The sequence below is a fragment of the Ramlibacter sp. AN1133 genome, assembly GCF_037890035.1.
GTDB lineage: Bacteria > Pseudomonadota > Gammaproteobacteria > Burkholderiales > Burkholderiaceae_C > Ramlibacter.
Genome location: NZ_JBBKTQ010000007.1, coordinates 23,184 through 40,591, shown reverse-complemented (window position 1 = coordinate 40,591; position 17,408 = coordinate 23,184). Strand labels below are relative to the sequence as shown.

12 protein-coding genes and 1 pseudogene are annotated in these 17,408 nt (G+C 70.4%); 1 reads left to right on the top strand and 12 read right to left on the bottom strand.

Annotated elements, in window-relative coordinates; genetic code table 11:
* Positions 1-59 precede the first annotated feature (59 nt).
* The 11 genes and pseudogenes from trpB to WG923_RS11440 form a co-directional block, all read right to left on the bottom strand.
* Positions 60-1,310, bottom strand: a complete 1,251-nt coding sequence (gene trpB / locus WG923_RS11490) for a tryptophan synthase subunit beta (RefSeq protein WP_340351100.1) — start codon at positions 1,308-1,310, stop codon at positions 60-62.
* Positions 1,288-1,998 carry a phosphoribosylanthranilate isomerase gene (locus tag WG923_RS11485; RefSeq protein ID WP_340351328.1) on the bottom strand — a complete coding sequence of 237 codons (711 nt, stop codon included), beginning with the start codon at positions 1,996-1,998 and terminating at the stop codon, positions 1,288-1,290. The genes trpB and WG923_RS11485 overlap by 23 nt, the downstream gene beginning before the upstream one ends.
* Positions 1,995-2,777: a tRNA pseudouridine(38-40) synthase TruA gene (truA, locus tag WG923_RS11480; protein ID WP_340351099.1), complete on the bottom strand. Its 783-nt coding sequence runs from the start codon at positions 2,775-2,777 to the stop codon at positions 1,995-1,997. The genes WG923_RS11485 and truA overlap by 4 nt, the downstream gene beginning before the upstream one ends.
* A gap of 121 nt (positions 2,778-2,898) precedes the next feature.
* Positions 2,899-5,832: a FimV/HubP family polar landmark protein gene (locus tag WG923_RS11475; RefSeq protein WP_340351098.1), complete on the bottom strand. Its 2,934-nt coding sequence runs from the start codon at positions 5,830-5,832 to the stop codon at positions 2,899-2,901.
* A gap of 414 nt (positions 5,833-6,246) precedes the next feature.
* Positions 6,247-7,395, bottom strand: a complete 1,149-nt coding sequence (asd, locus tag WG923_RS11470) for an aspartate-semialdehyde dehydrogenase (protein WP_340351097.1) — start codon at positions 7,393-7,395, stop codon at positions 6,247-6,249.
* A gap of 86 nt (positions 7,396-7,481) precedes the next feature.
* Positions 7,482-8,573, bottom strand: a complete 1,092-nt coding sequence (gene leuB / locus WG923_RS11465; protein ID WP_340351096.1) for a 3-isopropylmalate dehydrogenase — start codon at positions 8,571-8,573, stop codon at positions 7,482-7,484.
* A 174-nt stretch (positions 8,574-8,747) separates the two neighbouring features.
* Positions 8,748-9,074, bottom strand: a pseudogene (locus tag WG923_RS11460) (3-isopropylmalate dehydratase small subunit); the annotation flags it as partial.
* A gap of 100 nt (positions 9,075-9,174) precedes the next feature.
* On the bottom strand, positions 9,175-9,306 hold the full coding sequence (locus tag WG923_RS11455) for an entericidin A/B family lipoprotein (protein ID WP_340351095.1): 132 nt from the start codon (positions 9,304-9,306) through the stop codon (positions 9,175-9,177).
* 26 nt (positions 9,307-9,332) lie between these two features.
* A complete protein-coding gene (gene leuC, locus WG923_RS11450; RefSeq protein WP_340351094.1) occupies positions 9,333-10,754 on the bottom strand; it encodes a 3-isopropylmalate dehydratase large subunit in 1,422 nt (473 codons plus the stop codon).
* 25 nt (positions 10,755-10,779) lie between these two features.
* On the bottom strand, positions 10,780-11,721 hold the full coding sequence (locus tag WG923_RS11445; RefSeq protein ID WP_340351093.1) for a LysR substrate-binding domain-containing protein: 942 nt from the start codon (positions 11,719-11,721) through the stop codon (positions 10,780-10,782).
* A 94-nt stretch (positions 11,722-11,815) separates the two neighbouring features.
* Positions 11,816-15,313, bottom strand: a complete 3,498-nt coding sequence (locus WG923_RS11440) for a hybrid sensor histidine kinase/response regulator (RefSeq protein ID WP_340351092.1) — start codon at positions 15,311-15,313, stop codon at positions 11,816-11,818.
* Between the two features lie 118 nt (positions 15,314-15,431).
* Between WG923_RS11440 and WG923_RS11435 the strand changes: the two genes are divergently transcribed.
* Positions 15,432-15,917: a BON domain-containing protein gene (locus WG923_RS11435; RefSeq protein WP_340351091.1), complete on the top strand. Its 486-nt coding sequence runs from the start codon at positions 15,432-15,434 to the stop codon at positions 15,915-15,917.
* Between the two features lie 172 nt (positions 15,918-16,089).
* Here the strand turns inward: WG923_RS11435 and WG923_RS11430 are convergent, their stop codons facing one another.
* Positions 16,090-17,400 carry a citrate synthase gene (locus WG923_RS11430; protein WP_340351090.1) on the bottom strand — a complete coding sequence of 437 codons (1,311 nt, stop codon included), beginning with the start codon at positions 17,398-17,400 and terminating at the stop codon, positions 16,090-16,092.
* Positions 17,401-17,408 lie beyond the last annotated feature (8 nt).

Sequence of the window (17,408 nt, the reverse complement as noted above, 5' to 3'; positions counted from 1 at the left end):
GGAGGCAGACGCCCCCTCGGGGGGCAGCGACGACACGCAGTGCGGAGCGTGGGGGTTCATCATGCCCTGGGCCCTCCCTTGAGCGTGAGGCCGCGCATCGAGGGGCGGTCGTAGAAATCGACGCCCGCGAGGTCGGCCACCGTGCCGATGTCCTTGTCTCCCCGGCCCGAGAGGTTGACCAGGATGTGCTGGTCGGGCCGCATCGTCCTGGCCAGCCGCATCGCGTAGGCGATCGCGTGGCTGGATTCCAGCGCGGGGATGATGCCCTCCGTGCGGCACAGGTAGTGGAACGCCTCCAGCGCTTCCTTGTCCGTGATGCCGACGTATTCGGCCCGGCCGGTGTCCTTCAGCCACGCGTGCTCGGGGCCCACGCCCGGATAGTCGAGACCCGCGCTCACGCTGTGCGTCTCGATGATCTGGCCGTTGTCGTCCTGCAGGATGTAGGTGCGGTTGCCGTGCAGCACGCCGGGCGCCCCGCGCTGCAGCGAGGCCGAATGCTTGCCGGAGTCCAGCCCTTCGCCCGCCGCCTCCACGCCGATCAGGCGGGTGTTCTCGAACGGGATGTAGGGGTGGAAGATGCCCATGGCGTTGCTGCCGCCGCCCACGCAGGCGACCACGGCATCGGGCTGCCGGCCGGCCAGCTCGGGCATCTGCTCGAGGCACTCCTTGCCGATCACGCTCTGGAAGTCGCGCACCATCATCGGGTAGGGATGCGGGCCCGCCACCGTGCCGATGATGTAGAAGGTGTTCTCGACGTTCGTCACCCAGTCGCGCATCGCCTCGTTCAGGGCGTCCTTGAGCGTCTTGCTGCCGGACTCCACCGGCACCACGCGGGCGCCCAGCAGGTTCATGCGGTAGACGTTGGGGCTCTGGCGCTGCACGTCGTTGCTGCCCATGTAGACCACGCATTCCAGGCCGTAGCGGGCGCAGATCGTCGCGGTGGCCACGCCGTGCTGGCCGGCGCCGGTCTCGGCGATCACCCGCGGCTTGCCCATGCGCCGGGCGAGCATCGCCTGGCCGATCACGTTGTTGATCTTGTGGGCGCCGGTGTGGTTGAGGTCTTCGCGCTTGAGGTAGATCTGCGCGCCGCCCTGCTCGCGGCTCATGCGCTCGGCGTGGTACACGGGCGAGGGCCGGCCCACGAAGTGCTTGAGCTCGTAGTTGAATTCGCGCAGGAATTCGGGGTCGTTCCGGTACTTCGCGTACGCCTCGCGCAGTTCCGCGATGGCGTGGGTCAGCGTCTCGCTGACGAAGCTGCCGCCGTAGATGCCGAAGTGGCCGGTGGCGTCAGGCTGCTGATAGGAGGGCATTCCGGGACCTTGAAAGGAGCACGTCGGCCGCGCGCACGGCGGCCACGAACTGATGGATCAACCCGGCGTCCTTGATGCCCTTGGCGGACTCGACGCCGGAACTCACATCAACGGCCAGCGTGGCAAAGCGCGGCCGCACCTGCGCGATGCCATCGGCCACGTTTGCAGGTGTGAGCCCACCAGACAAAACGGCGTGACAGCTGACGTTTGGTGGCAGGCGTGACCAAGGGAATGTCCGTCCGGCGCCGCCGTAGCCCTCGGCGTGGGTGTCGAGGAGGATGGCGGTCGCCTGTGAGTGGCGAGCGGCAAATTCTAGCAAGTCGAAGGCGACCGCCTCGTCGGCGGGGATGCGCGCGGCGCGCATCCAGGGCCGGCCCGCGCTCGCCTCGCGGCAGAACTCCGGCGTCTCGTCGCCGTGGAACTGCAGCAGGGCGTTGGGCACGCGCTCGCAGGCGGCGCGCACGACCTCCACGGGTTCGTTCACGAACAGCAGCACCGGCGTGACGAAGGGCGGCAGCCGCCGCGCCAGTTCGCCGGCGCGCTCGGCGCTCACGAAGCGCGGGCTCTTCGGGTACAGCACCAGGCCGATCGCGTCGGCGCCGGCGGCCACGGCCGCATCGACGTCCTGCTCGCGCGTCAGGCCGCAGATCTTGATGCGGGTGCGGTGCTCCAGCGGACTATGGCTCATGGCAGCCAATCATACGCAGCCGCCTGCGCCGGCAGCCCCCACCCGGGGTCGTACACGGGGCCGAGGAAGTACAGGCCGTCGGGGGAGAAGGTGGGCGCCGCGGCGTCGCGGCTGCGCGCCTGGAGCACCTCGCGCATCCACCCGGGCGGCCTGGAGCCCTGGCCGACGTGGACGAGGCAGCCCATGATGTTGCGGATCATGTGGTGCAGGAAGGCGTTGGCCTGGAACTCGAAGCGCCAGTAGGGCCCGCGCTGTCCGATGTGCACCGGCGCGAGCGTCTTGACCGGCGTGGGAGACTGGCAGGAGGAGGCGCGGAAGGAGGTGAAGTCGTGTTCGCCGACGAGGTAGGCCGCGGCTTCGCGCATGGCCTCGCCATCGAGCGGGCGGAACACCCAGCCGACCCGGCCTGCCTCCACGCTGGGGCGCACGGGCGCCTGCAGCAGCACGTAGGCGTAGCGCCGGGCCCGCGCGCTGTTGCGGGCGTGGAAGGCGTCGGGGACGGGGCGGGCCCACTGCACCGCGATGTCCGGCGGCAGGAAGGTGTTGGTGCCGCGGACCCAGGAGAAGTCCTCGCGGCGGAGGTCGGTGTCGAAGTGGACGACCTGCATCACGCCGTGCACGCCGGCGTCGGTGCGGCCGGCGCAGACGGTGGAGACCGGCACGGTGGCGAAGCGCTGCAGGGCCGACTCGAGGTGATCCTGCACGGTGCGGCCCGAGGGCTGGCTCTGCCAGCCGTCGTAGGCTTGTCCGTTGTAGGTGATGCCGAGGGCGAGCCTCACGGGGGGGCCAGGGTCAGGGTTTCGTAGGCTGGTGGTGGAGCGCAGCGAAACCCCAGCGATGCGTGCAAGCGCTGGGGTCGGCCTGCGGCGCTCACCGCCAGGCTACAGGATTCACCGCGACTTAGCCGATCTCCGCCAGCAGGCGCTGCGCCCGCGACTTCAAGTCGCCCGACGCCTCGGCCAGCACTTCCTCGGCCAGGCTGCGCGCGCCGTCGGCATCGCCGATGGCATTGAATTCCTCGGCCAGCGCCAGCTTGGTCGCCAGCGGGCTGTCGGCGTCGCCGCCGGCCGGGGCGGACAGGTCCGGGCCCTGCGTCGAGGGCTGGTCCAGGTCGAAGGCCAGCGGCGGCATGTCGATGTCGGCCGGCGGGGGCGGCACGGGCGTGACCGCGGCCGGCGCCGGCGCCTGGGCGGCGGGCAGGTCGAGGTTCAGGCCTCCCAGGTCGAATTCCAGCATGCCGCTGTCGGGCACCGTGGCGGGGGCCTGCGCCACCGGCGGCGGCATGATCGGCGGCGGCGGCGTGAAGTCCAGGCTGTTGTCTTCGATGACCGGAGGCGCCTCCATGCGCACCGGCTCCGGCGCCAGCACGGCAGCGGGCGCCGGCGCGCTGAAGTTCATGTTCAGCGGTTCGGGCTCGGCACGCGCGACGACGGGTGCGGCCACCGGTTCGGGGCGACCCGGCGGGGGCATCAGCGGTGCGGCGGAGGTGGGCTGGAGGGTGTCGGGTTCGTCGCCGAGCGAGAAGTCCAGGTCCAGGTCGACGTCCGGCGCGGGGGCCGCCTGCGCTCCACTGGGATGCGTGCTGGTGAAGGCCTGCGCTGCGACGGCTCCGGCGGCCGCGGCGGCCATGCCGGCACCGGGCTGGCCGCCCGGGCGGTACAGCGGGTTGGTCGCATCGAGCTCGCGCCCGAGGTCGCAGATGTGTTCCCACTCGGGGCCGTTGCCGCCCGTGAGGTTGTAGGCCTCGGCCGCGACGGTCTCGAAGGCCTTGATGTCGCGCCGCTTGGCGTAGATCTCCAGCAGCTTGGCGTGGATCGCCACGCGCTGCGGGTTGATGCGCAGGGCTTCCTTGAGGATCTCCTCGGCCTGCAGGTCGCGGCCGTAGGCCAGGTACACGTCCGCCTCGGCCACCGGGTCGACGTCGCCGGCGGCATCGAGCTGGCTGGGCGAGTAGACCATCGAGGAGCCGGTGGGGTTGTTGGCCTCGGCGGTGTCGATGCGCTGGCCGCCGCTGGCGCCGAAGAAGGAATCGGGCTGCAGGCGGCTTTCGAGGAAGGAGCTGTCGACGGCGGCCGTCTTGCGCTTCTGGCGGAACTTGTAGAAGCCGAAGCCGGCGAGCACCGCCAGCAGGCCCACGACGAGCGCAGGCACCAGCGGGTTCTCGAGCAGGTCGTCGACCAGGCTCGGCTCGGGCGGCGGGGGCGGCGCGGGCTTGCGCACCGGCGGCTTGGCGGCTGCGGCGGCGCCGCTGGCAGCGGGCGCGGTGCCGGCGGCCGCGGCGGAAGCCGCTGTCGCGGCAGGGGCCGAAGCGGTGGCGGCGGGGCTGGATGCGGTGGCCGCGGCAGGTGCTGGTGTCGTCGGTGCGGCGGCCGTCGTGGCCGTGGTGGCCGCAGGCACCGGCGCCGGCGCGGGCGCCGGCGTCGGGGTGGCTGTCGCCGCCGCAGGCGCTGGCGCGGAGGGGGCCGGGCGCGCCGCCGTCGCGGCGGGCGCGGTCGTGGCCGGCGCCGAAGCGGGCCGTGCCGCCGTCGCCGCGGCGGGGGCCGGTGCAGGCGTCGCCGCCGTCGGAGCGGCGGCCGGGCGCGTCGTCGCCACCGGAGCCGAAGCCGGGCGCGCCGCCGTGGCAGGAGTCGTGGCCGCCGCCGGAGCGGAGGCCGGCCGTGCCGTCCCCACCACGGGACCCGTCGAAGCTGCCGGCGCGGAAGCGCCACGCTGCGGTGCGGTCACGCCCGGCGGGGCCGCGATGCCGGCGGCCGGACGCGCGCCGGTGCCGCCCGCGCTGCCCGGCGTGCTGCCGGCCAGCTTGTTCAGCTCCGACAGGTTCTTGTTCAATTCGGCCACGCGGGTCGCCTGGTCCCTGGACTGGCGCTCGCGCGCGATCCGGTCGGCGTTGGCGCTGCGGCCCTGCACGGCGCCCTTGGAGAGCGTCAGCCGGTCGCCGGGGCCGGCGGGAGCCTTCTTGTCCTCGACTTCGGCCTGCACGCGGCCGGAGGCCGCACGGCCCGCGGCAGGGGCCGCGGCGGTGGGCACGCCTTCGGCCAGGCGGCGGCGGAATTCGTTGAAGTCGCGGCTTTGCGCCACCAGCGTCTGGTGCGCTTCCTCCTGCGGCACGGCGGCGGCCTGCTCGCCGCTGGGCATGTCGAGCACGGCACCGGCGCGCAGGCGGTTGACGTTGCCGGCCACGAACGCATCGGGGTTGGTGCGCAGCATCGCGACCAGCATCTGGTCCAGCGACACGCTGGCCGGCTTGGCGGCGGACGCGAGCTTGCCGGCGGTGTCGCCGGGCCGGACCGTGACGCGCTTGCCTTCACCGGACGGCGCGGGCGCGGCGGCGGCACGGGCCGGCGAACGCGGACCGGGGGCGGTGCTGCGCGGCGTGGGCGCGGGGATCGCGCCGGGCGTCGCGGCCGGCCGCGCGGGCACGGGCTGCGTGGACGGTGCGGTCTGGGCCTGCAGCGGCGCCTGCTGGCGCAGGGTGGGCGGATCGAGCAGCAGCGTGAAATCGCGCTGGACGCGGCCGGTGGCCCAGGTGGCCTCCAGGATCACGTCGACGAAGGGATCGTTGACCGGGCGGTCGTTCGTGAGCTGGAGGAAGAAGCTGCCGTTGGGGCGCCGCTGCAGCGTGATCTGCACGTTGCTGAGGGCGGGGCTGAATTCGACGCCGGCGGCGCGGAACTGCGCGGGCGAGGCGATGCTGGCCTTGAGCGAAGAGACTTCCTCGGGGGTGATCTCGGGGAGCTCGATTTCCGCCCGCAGGGGCTCGCCCAGCGCGGATTGCACGGAGACGCGCCCGAGTGCGAGTGCCAGCGCGTCGGGCGAGGCAAGGCCGAAGGTCACCGCTGCCGCGAGTGCGAGCGTGGACAGGCGTAACTTCGGCAGGCTCTTCTGTGGCGACGTCCCCACTGCTCGGTCGGGAGGCAGTTTTGTTCTCTTCATGCGGCCAGGTTGCCCGGAGGCTATATTCGAAAAAGGACCATAGCAGCAACGTCTTAGGCTGACAAGCTGAGACACCTCTTAATGTCCGCGAGCCTCCTGCGCAGGGCGTGTGGGCGCTCGCCTTGTTGTCGCGTGGCAACGCGCCGTTACCGGGCGATACAGACCTCGATTCCGTCATTCCGGCGCAGGCGGCAACCCACGGCGGCCGACAAGGAGCAAAGCGCCGCAGGCGGCGCTTTGTTCTGGGCCCCCGCCTGCGCGGGGGTGACGGAGGCAAGGGCGCGGTTACGCAGGGAAGCGCGCGGGGGACGGCCCTTACGCGTCCAGCAGGATGCGCAGCATGCGGCGCAGCGGTTCGGCCGCGCCCCACAGCAGCTGGTCGCCGATCGTGAAGGCGCCCACGTACTCCGGGCCCATCGCCAGCTTGCGGATGCGGCCGACCGGGATGCCCAGGGTGCCGGTGACGGCCACCGGCGTGAGGTCCTTCAGCGTCGCTTCGCGCGTGTTCGGCACCACCTTCACCCACTGGTTGTCGCCGGCGATCAGTGCCTCGATGTCGGCGACCGGCACGTCCTTCTTCAGCTTGAAGGTGAGCGCCTGCGAGTGGCAGCGCATCGCGCCCACGCGCACGCAGAAACCATCGACCGGCGTGGCTGCGGTGCCGAAGCCCTCGCCCTGGCCCAGGATCTTGTTGGTTTCGGCGCCGCCCTTCCACTCCTCGCGCGAAACCCCGTTGCCCAGGTCCTTGTCGATCCACGGGATCAGCGAGCCCCCCAGCGGGACGGCGAAGTTGGCCGTCTCTTCGGCGGTCATGGCCTGCTGGCGCGCCAGCACCTTGCGGTCGATCTCGAGGATCGCGGACTTCGGGTCGTCCAGCAGGTTGCGCACTTCGGCGTTGAGCGTGCCGAACTGCGTGAGCAGCTCGCGCATGTGCTGGGCGCCGCCGCCGGAGGCGGCCTGGTAGGTCATCGTGGTCATCCACTCGACCAGTCCGGCCTTGTACAGCGCGCCCACGCCCATCAGCATGCAGCTGACGGTGCAGTTGCCGCCGATCCAGTTCTTGCCGCCCTTGGAAAGGGCGTTCCTGATCACGGGCAGGTTCACCGGGTCGAGCACGATGATCGCGTCGTCCTTCATGCGCAGGCTGGAGGCCGCGTCGATCCAGTGGCCGTTCCAGCCGGCCGCGCGCAGCTTGGGGAACACCTCGGTGGTGTAGTCGCCGCCCTGGCAGGTGATGACGACGTCGCACTTCTTCAGCGCCTCGATGTCGAAGGCGTCGCGCAGCGTGGTCTCGTTCTTCGCCTGCTTCGGGGCCTTGCCGCCGGCATTGGAGGTGGAGAAGAACAGCGGCTCGATCAGGGCGAAGTCGCCTTCGGCCTGCATGCGGTCCATCAGGACCGAGCCGACCATGCCGCGCCAGCCGACCAGGCCGACCAGCGGTTGTTGTGCGTTGGAGAGAGTCATCGGTGCGCGCCTTTCAGTTCAGGGTGAATCTGGTTCCCCCGGCTCGTCTCGGGGCCGGGGGAGGCACGCGACGAACCGGAGCTGGTCTAGCTCTTGGTAATCGTCTTCGTGGTGAGGGCCGCAACGACGGCGTCGCCCATTTCGCGGGTGCCGATCTTGCGCGTGCCTTCGGACCAGATGTCCGCCGTCCGCAGGCCCTGCGACAGCACGTCCTTCACCGCGGACTCGATCCGGTCGGCGGCGGCGGGCTGGTTGAGGGAGAAGCGGAGCATCATGGCGGCTGACAGTATTGTAGCCAACGGGTTTGCAATACCCTTACCGGCGATGTCGGGCGCGCTGCCGTGGGACGGTTCGTACAGGCCCTGGTTGGCGGCGTTCAGGCTGGCCGAGGGCAGCATGCCGATCGAGCCGGTGAGCATGGCCGCCTCGTCGGAGAGGATGTCCCCGAACATGTTGCCGGTGACCACCACGTCGAAGGACTTGGGCGACTTCACCAGCTGCATGGCGGCGTTGTCCACGTACATGTGGTCCAGCTTCACGTCGGGGTATTGCTGGCCCACTTCCGTGACGACGTCCTTCCAGAACTGGAAGGTCTCCAGCACGTTGGCCTTGTCGACGGAAGTCACCTTCTTGTTGCGCTTGCGCGCCGCCTGGAAGGCGACGTGGGCGATCCGCTCGATCTCCGGACGGGCGTAGCGCATGGTGTCGAAGGCCTCTTCGGCGCCCTGGAAGGCGCCATCGGGGGCGGCGCGGCGGCCGCGCGGCTGGCCGAAATAGATGTCGCCGGTGAGCTCGCGGATGATGAGGATGTCCAGTCCCGCGACCAGTTCCGGCTTCAGGCTGGAGGCGTGCGTGAGTTGCTCGTAGCAGATGGCGGGGCGGAAGTTGGCGAACAGGCCCAGGTTCTTGCGCAGGCCCAGGATGGCCTGCTCGGGGCGGAACTGGCGCTCCAGCTTGTCGTACTTCCAGTCGCCGACGGCGCCGAACAGCACGGCGTCGGCCTCCTTGGCGAGCTTGAGCGTCGCCTCCGGCAGCGGGTGGCCGTGCCGGTCGTAGGCGATGCCGCCGACGTCGGCGACTTCCATCTCGAACTTCAGGTCGAGGACCTTCAGGACCTTGACGGCCTCGTCGACGATCTCGGTGCCGATGCCGTCACCGGGGAGGATTGCGATCTTCATTCGGGGTCTTTCCTATCAACCGAACAGCCGAACGCAGAGGGCGCAGAGAGTACGCAGAGGACGCAGAAGAAAACCAAAGATCGGCTTTCTTTCCTTGTCTCTCTTCTGCGTCCTCTGCGTATCCTTTGCGCCCTCTGCGTTCGGCTGTCTTGTTTTGACTGTCTGGCTTGGTACTTACAGCGTATGCGCCAGCCAGGGCTTCTTCGCGAGGCGCTCGGCTTCGTAGGCCTTGATCTTGTCGGCGTGGCGCAGGGTCAGGCCGATGTCGTCGAAGCCGTTCATGAGGCAGTAGCGACGGAAGGGCTGGACGTCGAAGGGGATCTCCTCGCCCTGCGGCTTGACGATCACCTGCCGGTCCAGGTCCACCGTCAGCGCGTAGCCGGGGAAGGCCAGGACCTCGTCGAACAGCTTCGCCACCGTCGTCTCGGGCAGCACGATCGGCAGCAGGCCGTTCTTGAAGCAGTTGTTGAAGAAGATGTCGGCGAAGCTCGGCGCGGGAATGAAGGGCGGAGTGCCCTCACCCCGACCCTCTCCCAGGGGGAGAGGGAGCCTGATCAGAGGGGACAGAGCACCGCTTCGCTTGTGGTCTGTCCCCTGGTCATTATTTTTTCTTCGCCGCCGCGTCCTCGATCGTCTGTCCCGCCTTCTGCAGGTCCTGGCCGGCGCCCTTGATGGTGTTGCAGCCGGCCAGCACGAAAGCGGCGGCGAGCAGGGTGGCGATCGTTTTCAGCATGGCGGGACTCCTCTGGTAAAGCTGTATCAAGCGAACTGGCGCACGTCGACGAAATGCCCATGCACCGCGGCCGCCGCCGCCATCGCGGGGCTCACCAGGTGCGTGCGGCCGCCGGCGCCCTGGCGGCCTTCGAAATTGCGGTTGCTGGTGGAGGCGCAGCGCTCGCCCGGCTCCAGCCGGTCGGCGTTCATCGCCAGGCACATGGAGCAGCCGGGCTCGCGCCACTCGAAGCCGGCGGCCTTGAAGATCTCGTGCAGCCCCTCGCGCTCGGCCTGCTCCTTCACCACGCCGGAGCCGGGCACGACCATCGCGAGCTTGACGTTGGAGGCGACCTTGCGACCGAGCTTCTTGACCACCGCGGCGGCCTCGCGCATGTCCTCGATGCGGCTGTTGGTGCAGGAGCCGATGAACACCTTGTCGACGGTGATGTCGTTCATCGGCTTGCCCGGCTGCAGTGCCATGTACTGCAGCGCGCGCTCCATCGCGTTGCGCTTGTTCGGATCCTTTTCCTTGTCGGGATCGGGCACGCGGGCGTCGATGGAGGTCACCATCTCCGGCGAGGTGCCCCAGGTCACCTGCGGCACGATCTGCGTGGCATCGAGCTTGACCACGGTGTCGAACTTCGCGTCCGGGTCCGACTGCAGGGTGCGCCAGTAGGCCACCGCCTGGTCCCACTCGACGCCGGTGGGCGCCAGCGGCTTGCCGCGCACGTACTCGATCGTCTTCTCGTCCACGGCCACCATGCCGGCGCGCGCACCGGCCTCGATGGCCATGTTGCACACCGTCATGCGGCCTTCCATCGACAGCGAACGGATCGCCGGGCCGGCGAACTCGATCGTGTAGCCGGTGCCGCCGGCGGTGCCGATGCGGCCGATGATGGCCAGCACGATGTCCTTGGCGGTCACGCCGGGGGCGAGCTTGCCGTCCACCTGCACCAGCATGTTCTTCGCCTTCTTCGCCAGCAGCGTCTGGGTGGCCATGACATGCTCCACCTCGGAGGTGCCGATGCCGTGCGCCAGCGCGCCGAAGGCGCCGTGCGTGGAGGTGTGCGAGTCGCCGCAGACCACCGTCATGCCGGGCAGCGTCGCGCCTTCCTCGGGGCCGATCACGTGCACGATCCCCTGGCGCTTCGACAGGAAGGGGAAGTAGGCCGCCGCGCCGAACTCCGCGATGTTCTTGTCCAGCGTGGTGACCTGCTCCTTGGAGATCGGGTCGGTGATGCCGTCGTAGCCGCGCTCCCAGCCGGTGGTGGGCGTGTTGTGGTCGGCAGTGGCCACGATCGAGCTGATCCGCCACACTTTCCTTCCCGTCTCGCGCAGCCCCTCGAAGGCCTGCGGGCTGGTCACCTCGTGCACCAGGTGGCGGTCGATGTAGAGGACGGCGGTCCCGTCTTCCTCGGTGTGGACGACGTGCTCGTCCCAGATCTTGTCGTACAGGGTGCGTCCCATGGGGGCTTTCCTTTGGCGTGAAATTCTATGCGGCGAGCGTTTCCGGCCCTTCGGCGCGGGCGCGCAGGTGGTCCACCAGCAGCCGCGCAGTAAGGGGAAGCGTGGAGAAGTCGCGGGCGACGAGCCGGATGTCGCGCGTGGCCCACGCATCGGCCAGGCGCACGCACTCCAGGTCGCCCACCCCGTGCATCAGCGTGAAGGCCCGGCGCGGCATCACGCCCACGCCCAGGCCGTTGTGGATCATGCGGCACATCGCGTCCAGGCCCGTGACGTGGATGCGCAGGCGGATCGTGCGGCCCGCCGCGGCCGCGGCCTCGCGCATCGCCAGCTGGATCGAGCTGTTGGCGTGCAGGCCCACGTGGTCGAAATCGAGCGTCTCCTCGAAGGCGAGCGACTGGCGCCTGGCCAGCGCGTGGCCGCGCGGCACGATCAGCACCAGTTCGTCGGTGCGGTACGGCAGCGCCTGCAGCTCGTGCGCGGCCACCGCGCCGACGTTGCAGATGCCCAGGTCCGCCGCGCCCTCCTGCACCGCGCGGATCACCTCGGTGGACAGGTGTTCCTCCAGGTCGATCTTCACCTGCGGGTGCTGCTGGCTGAACGCGCCCAGGTCCTCGGGCAGGAACTGCACGATCGCGGAGATGTTGGCGTGGATGCGCACGTGGCCCTTCACGCCGTCGGCGTACTCGGACAGCTCCGCCTGCATCTTCTCCAGGCTGAACAGCACCGAGCGCGCGTGGTGCAGCAGGCTTTCGCCGGCGGGCGTGAGCTTCACGCCGCGGGTGTGGCGATAGAGCAGGGGTGTCTCCAGCGTCGCTTCCAGGTCCGACAGGCGCTTGCTCACCGCCGAGGCCGCGATGAACTCGCGTTCGGCGGCGCGGCCGATCGAGCCGAGCTCGCACACCGCCACGAACAGCTGCAGCGAGGTGAGGTCGATCCGGCGGGCGAAGGAGCGTTCGGTGGGGCGCATGCGGTGGGTGCAGCCATCGCGGTGCACGATGGCAGGACGCGATTTTCCACCGAATCCGGGGGTGATGCCATCGCGATCCGCGATGGCCCGCCTGCTAGCCGGGAAGCACCTGCACCAGCGCGCGGGTGAAGCGGCTCACTTCGCGCCCGAAAGCCTCCACCGGGCCGCGGATCTCCCCGGGATCGCGCCCCGAGCGCAAGGCCTGTTCCAGGTCGGCTGCCAGGCCCGCCAGGGGCATGGCCCCCAGCGTCGCCGCGGCGCCCTTGCAGTTGTGGACCAGGCGCTCCGCGCTGCCGCGGTCGCCGGTCGCCAGGAACTCGGCCAGCCGCTCCTCGCAGTCGCGGTAGGAGTCCACGAAGATGCCCAGCATCTGCAGGTAGAAGCCGGGGTCCGTGCTGGGCGTGAACTCCAGGCCGCGCGCCACGTCGAGCCCGGCAACGCCAGCGAGCGCGGCGAGCATCGGGTCGTGCGCCGTGGGCGCGGAGGGTTCCGGGGCAGGCGCCGGCGCGGCCGCCGGCAGCCAGGCCGCGACCACCCGGTACAGCTCCTGCGGGTGGATGGGCTTGCTCAGGAAGTCGTTCATCCCGGCCGCCAGGCAGCGTTCGCGGTCGCTGGCCATCGCGTTGGCCGTCATCGCGATCACCGGGACGTCCAGGCCCAGCGCGCGGATGCGCTCGGTGGCCGTCACGCCGTCCATCACCGGCATCTGCATGTCCATGAGCACCAGGTCGAACCGCTCGTCCTGCACCCGCTGCACGGCCTGCGCGCCGTTTTCCGCGATCTGCACGGTGACGCCGGCCTCCTGCAGGATCTCGCCGGCCACCTGCTGGTTGATGAGGTTGTCCTCCACCAGCAGCACGCGCGCGCCTTCGAGCGCGGGCGGCGCCGACGCGGCCAGTCCCGCGCTGCGTGGCGCGGATGCGGGGCGCTCGCCGCGCAGGGCCCGCAGCGCATCCACCGCCAGGTCGAACACGGCGGAGGCGCTGGTCGGCTTGCGCAGCACCCAGGCGCCCGGCTCGCGCCCGGCGGCCTCCGCGGCGTGGTGCCCCGCGGTCACGATCAGCACCGGCTGCAGCTGCGCTTCGCCCAGGCGGCGCGGCGCATCGGCCGGCTCCAGGTCGGGCAGGCGCCCGTCCACGAAGAAGAAGGTGAAGGGCCGGCCGGCTTCGTTCGCCGCGCGCAGCAGGGCCAGCGCCTGGGCCCCGGACGAGGCCTCCTCCACCTGGAAGGTGAGCCCCCGCAGCAGTTCGCCCAGCGCTTCGCGCGCGCTCGCGTTGTCGTCCGCGACCAGCGCGCGCAGGTTGCGCAGGTCCGGCCAGGGCAGGGTCGGGCGGGCGGCGTGCGGCGCCACGTCCAGCCAGGCGGTGAACCAGAAGGTGCTGCCTTCGCCGAAGCGGCTGTCCACGCCCACCGCGCCGCCCATCATCTCCGCCAGGCTGCGCGAGATCGCCAGGCCGAGGCCGGTGCCGCCGTACTTGCGCGTGGTGGAGCGGTCGGCCTGCTCGAAGTGCTGGAACACGCGGGCGGCCTGTTCGGGCGTCAGGCCGATGCCGGTGTCGCGCACCGCGAAGCGCAGCAGCACGCGCTGGCCGTCCCGCCGCTCCACCGCCACGCGCAGCACGACTTCGCCGCGCTCGGTGAACTTGATCGCGTTGTTCAGGTAGTTGATCAGGACCTGGCGCACGCGCAGCGGGTCGCCGGCCAGCTGCGGCGGGACCTGCGCATCGACGTCGAACACCAGCTCGAGGCCCTTGTCCTGCGCCTTCTCCGCCACGACGTCGGATACCTGCTCCAGCACGGCGTCGAGGGCGAACACCTCCTTTTCGAGCGCCAGCTTGCCGGCCTCGATCTTGGACAGGTCGAGGATGTCGTCCACGATGCCGGCGAGGTGCTCGCCGGCCGCCTGCACCTTGGCCAGGTAGTCGCGCTGGCGCGGCGTGAGCTCGGTGTTGAGCGCCAGGTGCGACATGCCCAGGATCGCGTTGATCGGCGTGCGGATCTCGTGGCTCATGTTGGCGAGGAAGGCCGTCTTCATCTCGGTGGCCTCCTCGGCCAGCGCGCGGGCCCGGCGCAGCTCCTCCTCCGCCTCGCGCCGGCGCGTGACGTCGCGGCCCACGGCCACGACGCCCATGGCGCTGCCGTCCGAATCGCGCATCGGGCTGCGCACGAACTCCAGCCGCGCGCGCCGCCCGTCCGGGTAGTCGAACCAGGCCTCCGTCGTGGAGCCCTCGTTGTGCTGCAGCACCTGCACGTCCTCCTCGCGCACGCGCTGCGCCACCGCGGGCGCCAGCACCTCTTCGACGGTGCGCCCCGCGACCGCTTCGGCGGGCATGCCCACCAGTTCCCCGTAGGCGTCGTTGCAGCCCAGGAAGGTGCCGTCGGCATCGCGGTAGGCGATCAGGTCGGGGCTGGAGGCGATCACGGCCTGCAGCAGGGCCTGCTGGCGCTGCAGTTCGTCGCGTGCGCCGGTGCTGCGCCGCAGCTGCGTGCGCACGTTGATCGACAGCACCGAGACGATCAGCACGCACAGCCCCAGCGTGAGCAGCAGCGAGACCAGCATGGCGGCGCGGTCGCTCGCCAGGGTGGACCTGCGCTGCTCCAGTGCGTCCTGCAGGGCGCGTTCCAGCTGGCCGCCGGCGGCCAGCGCGCGGCCGGCCGCGCCGCGTTCGTCGTGCATCGCGTCGTCGAGCTGCGCGAGCAGGCGGGCTTGCGCGCCTGCGCCGGCGCTGCGCGCGAGCGGCTCGAGCAGGCCGCGGCACTCCTGCAGGTTGCGGCCGGAGCGCAGGCAGGCCCGAACCTCCGCGAGCTCGAGCCGGGCCTGCTGCAGCCGGTCCATGTCCTGCGTGGCGGCCGCGAAGCGCACGTTGGAGCGGTAGGTGAAGCCGGTGGAGGCGAGCAGCACCAGCACCATGGCCCAGAAGAAGGCGCTGACGGCGCGCTCCCCGCGCCGCGAACGCGAATGCCGCTGGCGGTCGGCCCGGCGCTGCTGCACCAGGATGCCGGCGCCCAGCAGCGCGAGCGCAAGCGCCGTGTTCAGGGCCACCGGCGGCAGCCAGCTGTCGGTGACGAATTCGCCCGCGTTCCACAGGTGGCGCAGGGCCGACAGCGCGCCGATGGCGATCACCTGCGCGGCGCACAGCAGCACGATCCAGCTGCCCCGCCTGCGGTGCAGCAGCGCGATGCCGGGGCCGAGCAGCACGAAGGCCCAGGCGGTGTACGGGGACATGCGCCCCGGCGCGCCGCTGACGGCGCTGGCGCCGTCGCGGAACAGCAGCTCGTCGATGCCGAGGTCGACGCCGGTCAGGTATTCCACCAGCGTGGCGGCACCCAGGGCAGTGACCAGGCCGGCCGCGCCGGCCGCGGCGGCGGTCGCCCATTCACGCCCGCGGATCCGCAACCACAGCGCGGCGCCGGCGACCAGCAGGCCGACGGCCGTGTTCGCCTTCATCTCGACCGCCCCGGGCACCACGCTCTTCAACGCGTCGATGCCGAGGGCCCACCCGAGCAGGACGGCCGCACCGACCGCCATCGCCACCCCCGCAGCGGTCGACGCCAGCCGACTGCGCGCCCGGGCGGGGGAGGCTTCATTCATTTGCAGTAAGTAAACTACTTAAGGAGCAAGCAACCATACCTGACGGGGGCGGTACCGTCCAGTTCCGAAGGTGCCGAGGGGCTTGCGGCGGGCTGCGGCGGGCGCCAGCATCGCGGCCATGCAACGCTTGTGTCTCGCTGCGCTGGCGGGGCTCCTGCTGGCGCTCCCCGCGCCGGCGCAGGAGCGGCGCAACCCCTTCGGCGATCCCTTCCTGCAGGTCATGGCGGCCATGCCGGGCTGCCCGGTGCCGCGGCCGCCCGGGTTCACGCCGGAGGAGGTCCGCAGGGAGGCGCACGTGCGCGCCCAGCACGGCACCAGCTGCTACCGGTCCGGCCGCTGCCGGCTGCCGAACTCCTACCTGTACGACCAGGAAATCATCCCGCGGGTGCAGCAGTACCTGCGGCTGGACGGCCGCTTCGACGACACGAGCGTCTGGATCCTGGGCGAGCGGCGGATCGTGACGCTCATGGGCTGCGTGCGCACGGCGGCGCAGAAGGAAGAAATGGAGCGGGCGGTGCCGCTGGTGGACGATGTGATGGGGGTGGTGAACTGGCTGATGGTGGGGACGGGGGAGAGGGCGAAGTACGAACTGGCGAAGCCGTGATTCGCGGGGGCGGTGCTGTAGGCTGGTGGTGAGCCGTGCGAACCCCAGCGCTTCGCTGCGCTCGCCGCATCGCTGGGGTTCGCAAGGCTCACCGCCAGCCTACGGTTCCGACGAAGGCCGACCATGCAAAAGGCCCGCCGAAGCGGGCCTCATGCCTCACGCGAAAAAGCGATCAGCGCTGCGCGATCGGCTTCACGTCGCGCTTGACCGAGCCCGTGAACAGCTGGCGCGGGCGGCCGATCTTGTACTCGGGGTCGCCGATCATTTCGTTGAGCTGCGCGATCCAGCCGACCGTGCGGGCCAGCGCGAAGATCGCGGTGAACAGCGACACCGGGATGCCGATGGCGCGCTGCACGATGCCGGAGTAGAAGTCCACGTTCGGGTACAGCTTGCGGGAGACGAAGTACTCGTCTTCCAGCGCCACCTTCTCGAGGGCCATCGCCAGCTTGAACAGCGGGTCGTTCTGCAGGCCCAGCTCGCCCAGCACTTCCTTGCAGGTTTCCTGCATCAGCTTGGCGCGCGGGTCGTAGTTCTTGTACACGCGGTGGCCGAAGCCCATCAGCTTGACGCCGGAGTTCTTGTCCTTGACCTTGTCGACGAACTCGCCGATCTTGGCCACGCCGCCCATCTTCTGGATGTCTTCCAGCATGTTCAGGCAGGCCTCGTTGGCGCCGCCGTGCGCGGGGCCCCACAGGCAGGCCACGCCGGCCGCGATCGCGGCGAACGGGTTGGTGCCCGACGAGCCGCACAGGCGCACCGTGGAGGTGGAGGCGTTCTGCTCGTGGTCGGCGTGCAGGATGAAGATGCGGTCCATCGCGCGCACCAGCACGTCGTTGGGCTCGTAGTCCTCGCACGGCGTGGCGAACATCATGCGCATGAAGTTCGCCGTGTAGCCCAGCGAGTTCTTCGGGTACATGTACGGCTGGCCGGAGCTGTACTTGAACGCCATGGACACCAGCGTCGGCATCTTGGCGATCAGGCGGATCGCGGAGATCTCGCGGTGTTCCGGGTTGTTGATGTCGGTGCTGTCGTGATAGAAGGCCGACAGGGCGCCCACCAGGCCGGTCATCACCGCCATCGGGTGCGCATCGCGGCGGAAGCCGCGCAGGAAGAACTGCATCTGCTCGTTGACCATCGTGTGGTTGGTCACGCGCGAGACGAAGTCCTTCTTCTGCTGCTCGTTGGGCAGTTCGCCGTACAGCAGCAGGTAGCAGGTCTCGAGGTAGTCGCACTTGGTGGCGAGCTGCTCGATCGGGTAGCCGCGGTACAGCAGTTCGCCCTTGTCGCCATCGATGTAGGTGATGGTGGACTGGCACGACGCCGTGGACATGAAGCCGGGGTCGTACGTGAACATGCCGGTCTGGGCGTACAGCTTGCGGATGTCGATGACGTCCGGGCCGATCGTGCCTTTGTAGACCGGCATCTCGACGCTGGGGCTGCCGTTGCTGAACGACAGAGAGGCCTTGTAGTCAGCGAGTTTCATAGTAGTTC